Raw genomic sequence first — 5,407 nt, forward strand, 5'->3', positions numbered from 1 at the left:
GGTAATAAGGATGAAAGAGTTATTCGATCATCATAATCAATGTGTTGAGACTTACTGGGATAAACTGGAGAAACACCGTCAAAACCCTATCATCAAATCGTTTTTKGAAATTCCAGAACATATTGCATTGTTGAAAGAAGTCAGGAATCAACCCACTGCCGAATTAAAGAAGAAATTAGATGATACGTTCAGGGAATTTTACTTCAACATCAGATTTACCACTTATTTATCACAAACCATTTATTTTAATGCAATCAATTACGATAAGAAAATTAAACTGATCTCCGAACGGTACCAGTTAGTTTTGGACAGACCTTTAAAAGAAGATGGTGAATTAACATTCCTTGATTTACTGAGTTCTTCGGAAAACATGGAAAATACGGATATTTTCATTGCTTCATCCACTATTGGGGACCATTTGACAAGCTATGAGATTTTTCATGCGATTCAATCACTCACAGAAAATCAGCAGCAAGTACTGAGTTTGGCTTACATTTATGGGTTGAACGATTCCGAAATCGCATGCAGCCTGAATAAATCCCAGCAAGCCGTTTCCAAAAGTCATACAAAAGCATTAAGAAAGATTAGAGAGATAATAGAAACCGAATTGAGAAGGAAGGGGCAGTAATGAGTGAAAGTTTATTTACTTTAGTAAAGCAGTCAAGAACGGATAACGAATCACTGGCCATCGTCATTGATTTGTTTGCTCCTAAAATTGATCGATCTTTACATCAGACAAAATGGCAATACCGGGAAGACTTGTCTCAAGAACTGAAAATCAAATTGCTGGAATGCATCCGAAATTATGAAGTCGATAACATTCCGGGTTATTTTCAAATGCTCGACCTCTTGGAAGGACAGAATGCTCAATACTATGAGCAATAATAATTGGCTAGTTTTTGGCGATACCTGCAAGGCATAGCCATTTCCTAAAACTCCTCCTTTCTAAGTTGATCGGAGGTCTTTTGCTGAAGTTGGTGAATTTTTGTACTGGGATTATCCTAAGATGGTGTGTTTTCGTCCATTCGGGATACATTTCCGTCCACTCATGGTGTTACTTTGACCGCTGGCGATAGGTTTTCGTCCACTCGCAGAGTGTTTCTGACCATTTGCGATGACTTTCCGTCCACTCATCACTAATTGACTATAGCCTCCCTCTGATTCTTTTCCAATAAATGACTACTGCCACCACTTACATGATATTCCGATATTTCCTTAAACCGTGCTTTCACTTCTTCTCTCTTATTCATGATCAAATGTTCGGTGTAGCCCCATTTGTTCTTGATCAGGAAATCTACGCCTTTGTCATAGTAATCAAACGGGTTGGTGTATTGGAAATAAAGTTTAAGCATAAGAATTTCATCAAGAGCATCTGCTTCTACCAAATCATCTTCATTCATTTTCATTGAATAATAAAGCATGAATTGACCTGCATACTCTCCTCTTAATATTTCCACAACGCCAAGGCTAAATGTAATAGCTGCACTCAAATCGATTCTCACTTTCGGTAAATATAATGTGGCATTACGGATATACTGAGTCGGGGTGATTCCCATCCCCACATTCCCAGACCTGCTCCCTTTCCATAATTCCAGAAAAGCTTGATAGTGATTCTTCTTCAATCGTTCCGTTTCGAAATAGGCCAAGCTATCCATGTTATACCATTCATCTACAGAATAAGTTTCAAAGTCAGCGTCAAGAACGATTATCGAGACAATTGCATAATCGAATCCATGAATTAATTGTTCTGCATCTACTATTTTCTCGATGAAATCAATCATCCGTTCATTACTCTCATCTTCTTTGCTTTATAAACATCTTCCACTTCATACTCCCCGATAATTCGAACGAGCTGGTATCGGTCCTTTCCATGCTCAATTACAGTGTACGTTCCACCGATATGCTCTATTTTCAAGTTTTTCATATTCATCTCTCCTTCTACTTATATAAGGTACTTTTATTTTCTTACTTCCCCACGGGTAAAAGAAAAAAATTGTTTTTGAGATGTAAGTAACTCAACTTTCGCAGCATGAAAATACACTTCCCTTCCTACGGGAAATTGAAGGAGACTTATTTTAATTAGAGACTTGACGAAAGAAGAAATGATTTTCTCGGTGCATTTACATGGATTCACATAGTCAGGTAGTTCCGGTTCGCCTTGGAGTTAAATCTACTGCACCATTGACCTGAACGAAAAGACCCTGGGGAAGTGACGCTGTCACTTCCCCAGGGTCTTTCTCTTGGGCAATCCTACGGTGAATTTTCGTCCGTCGCTCCCCGGAAATCGATGTGCCCATGTTTAAGTGCTTTTGGTTAACGAAAGATTCGACACCTAATCTCGGGAAAACAACCTGCCAAAGATGAAATTTTGGAAGGTTCCTTCTTTTTTATCCGGTTGTGCGAAGCTTATTTCTTTTTCGTCTAAAGTGAACTGCCTTTAAGTTGTTGATTGAGGCTGAGTGGCGAAACCCCGCACCATAAGAAAGAGCTATTTTAAATTGGGGCTGTCCAAAAAGTCCTTTCCTTTTTTCTGATTTCGTTGCAACTATCCGATAACATCTTAATTTATCAGTCTCATTTCATAAAAGGTTTCTAATTCTACTTATTGTCGAGATATGGAGCAAAACAGAGGAGACTCCAGCGGGAAAGGCGAAGTGTCGAAATCCACTCGAACAATCAGTTCGAGTTAGTTCGGCGCAAGCCCGCGGAAAGCGTAGCTGTTTTGCGGAATATCAACCTCATATTGGTTTGATCATAGCATTTCAAAAGTGTGGGATGTACAACTGAAGTACGAATGTCGATAAAGAAAGAGCGAAGTGACATGCGTTCCTACTAGTAGTCAATAGGGATATTAGTTTATGCATCAGCGTATATTCCCCTAAGATTGGAGAATGTTTTTTCTATGCGAAAGTTGAGTAAGTAAATAAAAAAACGAGCTGCGACTAGGTCACAACTCGTTTCTTAATTTTTGTCATTTAATACGTTCGTACAGGTACTATTAATTGCAGAACTGCGTCATCGTGAACAGAATTCAAGATAAATGGACGCATGGTTCCTGTAAATTGAACTTTTATATCGTGGCCACCAAAAGCTTTTAACGCATCCATCATATATTTTGCACTGAAGGAAATTTTCAGCTCTTCTCCTTCAATAGATGTTGCTTGAATTTCTTCTTCTACTTGTCCCACTTCGGGTGAACTGGAGGATATTTCAATGACGTTTCCACCCAATGAAGTTAATCGCACAATATTATTACGTTCTTCACGTGCGAGTAACGAAGCACGATCAATTGCTTGAAGTAAAGCCTTTCCATCAAGCGAGATTGTCGTATTATATTCGTTTGGAATCAATCGGGATGTGTCTGGATAACTCCCTTCTAGCAAACGCGAATAGAATAATACACCTTCTGTTTTAAACAACACTTGCTGTTGTGTCATCATAATATCTACAGGCTGGGAAGAATCAGCAATGACTTTATTTAATTCACTTAAGCTTTTACCAGGGATTACTACACTGAACTCTTCCTCGGGCAATTGCTTTAAGTTCATTTTCCGCCGTGCCAAACGGTGACTATCCGTCGCTACACACTGAAGAACTCCGCTTTTCAATTGCCAGTGAACACCGGTTAATACTGGACGGCTTTCTGATGTAGAGATTGCAAATACTGTTTCACGAATAGTGGATTTTAGTAAATCTGCTGGAATGGTAAACTGTCGATTATCTTGAATTTCTGGAAGTAAGGGATAATCAGAAGCATCCAATCCGATTAAATGAAATTCTGACTTACCTGAACGAATATGCGTCYGATTTTGCTCATTGACTTCAATTTCAACAGCATTTGTTGGCAGTTTTCGAACAATCTCATTAAACATTCTGGCTTGTACCACAATAGTTCCGTTTTCAAAAATATTGATAACCTGTTCGCCATTTTCTTCGGCTTTTATAAAAGTTTGAATCGTGATATCGGAATCACTACCTGTAATATATAAACCTTCTTCTGTAAGTTCTAATTTAATCCCGGTTAAAATGGGAATCGTTGTCTTAGAATTTACTGCTTTCATTACATCATTTAACCCATCTAATAATCGTTCACGTTTGATTTCAAATTTCATTATGATACCTCACTTGTATGTATTTTTTAAAATTGAACATTAAAAAGTAATACGATGACGATTAATACTGACTGGATTGAAACGGGTAACTTAATACTTCTTCAATTTGATCTGTCTTTTCATATTGTAAAGGCTATCCACTCATCTTTTTGTCGCTTCATGTCGAACCAGACAAATATTTAAAGACCGTTGAAGATTAAAATTCAGCGGTCTGATAATAATTAGTATGCTTATGGTTAGTATAACTCACTAATCACCTTTGCTAATTCATTGCGTGTTCTAGGCAGTTTTTCTTTAAGGTCTTCATTGTCCCAAGGTTCTTCTGTATAGAAACTTGCGAATGATTGATTTTCATATCTTGGCACAATGTGCATGTGGTAATGTGATAATTCATCAATTGTGCCACCGTTTTGACAAACCGTTATTCCATTGGGATTAAATATATTTTTTAAGGCTTTTGAAAGTAATTGAGATGCTTTCATTACAGCAATTGCAGTTTCCGAGTCAAATTCATCAACATAGCGAAAATGCTGCTTAGGTAAGATTAAAGTATGTCCTTCGTTAAATGGATCGTGGTCTAAAATGCAACAAACGAACTCATCTTCATAAACCACGTGAACAGATAAATTATTTGCCAACGCGCAGCCCATACATTCCATACCTTCAAGCTTATGATTAACTGTCATTTAGCTCACCTCATTTAAATTAGAACTACGTTAAATGTTGATGTTAATGCTACGCTTTCCTAGGGCGAGCGCAAAGACTCCTCGGCGCTTGGAAAACCGGTACTCCGGTTTCTGTTTCGGCATCGCTGCGCTAGCTTCGAAACATGAAAGTGCGTTGGAACTGAGATCAACAATATAGTTTATCAGAGCGTATATTAAAAGTTATGATGTCGGTTGATCAAAGTAGTGTTTTCTTAGACGGCTTGCTTCCTTCTGGTTAAGTTCCGTTTCAAATTGCACATCGAATTGGCCCGTCCACGTATTCCAGACACGAATAAAAACAGTATCTTCAGTTGTGTCATGCATGTGGAATTCGAAGCAAGCTACTCGTAATGTGTCTTGCAGTTCAATTGAGCAAATCTCTTCAATCTGTTTCTGACCGTTCTCCACTATAAATTCGAAGCCCGAGTCCTCGATGATTTGTATAATTTGTGAGTCTTTCAGTTCGTTCACATTTAATTGATTGTTGTCTTCACCAAAACGATAATCAGGAAGTTGATCGTCTGCCTCTACTGACGWTTGATTGKTATCCTGAATGAGAGCATCGTTATGAGAGGGACTGAATGCAAC

6 protein-coding genes and 1 pseudogene are annotated in these 5,407 nt (G+C 38.2%); 2 read left to right on the forward strand and 5 right to left on the reverse strand.

Annotated elements, in window-relative coordinates:
• Together AC1DSL_RS15370 and AC1DSL_RS15375 are read left to right on the forward strand one after the other, a co-directional pair.
• On the forward strand, window positions 1–628 hold a 628-nt coding region (locus tag AC1DSL_RS15370), incomplete at its 5' end, for a sigma-70 family RNA polymerase sigma factor (protein ID WP_477532849.1).
• Window positions 628–885 carry a helix-turn-helix domain-containing protein gene (locus AC1DSL_RS15375; protein WP_477532850.1) on the forward strand — a complete coding sequence of 86 codons (258 nt, stop codon included), beginning with the start codon at window positions 628–630 and terminating at the stop codon, window positions 883–885. The genes AC1DSL_RS15370 and AC1DSL_RS15375, both read left to right, overlap by 1 nt.
• Before the next feature lie 251 nt (window positions 886–1,136).
• On the opposite strand, the gene AC1DSL_RS15380 is transcribed toward AC1DSL_RS15375, so the two are convergent.
• The 5 genes and pseudogenes from AC1DSL_RS15380 to AC1DSL_RS15400 form a co-directional block, all read right to left on the reverse strand.
• Window positions 1,137–1,781 (reverse strand): hypothetical protein, encoded by a 645-nt coding sequence (locus tag AC1DSL_RS15380; protein ID WP_477532851.1) that lies wholly within the window; start codon window positions 1,779–1,781, stop codon window positions 1,137–1,139.
• Window positions 1,778–1,924 carry a hypothetical protein gene (locus AC1DSL_RS15385; protein ID WP_477532852.1) on the reverse strand — a complete coding sequence of 49 codons (147 nt, stop codon included), beginning with the start codon at window positions 1,922–1,924 and terminating at the stop codon, window positions 1,778–1,780. The genes AC1DSL_RS15380 and AC1DSL_RS15385 overlap by 4 nt, the downstream gene beginning before the upstream one ends.
• A 1,051-nt stretch (window positions 1,925–2,975) precedes the next feature.
• A complete protein-coding gene (gene dnaN / locus AC1DSL_RS15390) occupies window positions 2,976–4,112 on the reverse strand; it encodes a DNA polymerase III subunit beta (RefSeq protein WP_477532853.1) in 1,137 nt (378 codons plus the stop codon).
• Window positions 4,113–4,348: 236 nt separating this feature from the next.
• On the reverse strand, window positions 4,349–4,798 hold the full coding sequence (locus AC1DSL_RS15395; RefSeq protein WP_477532854.1) for an HIT family protein: 450 nt from the start codon (window positions 4,796–4,798) through the stop codon (window positions 4,349–4,351).
• A 201-nt stretch (window positions 4,799–4,999) separates the two neighbouring features.
• Window positions 5,000–5,407 (reverse strand): annotated as a pseudogene (locus tag AC1DSL_RS15400) (hypothetical protein); the annotation flags it as partial.

This window comes from Paenisporosarcina sp. P4_D4 (genome assembly GCF_056401835.1).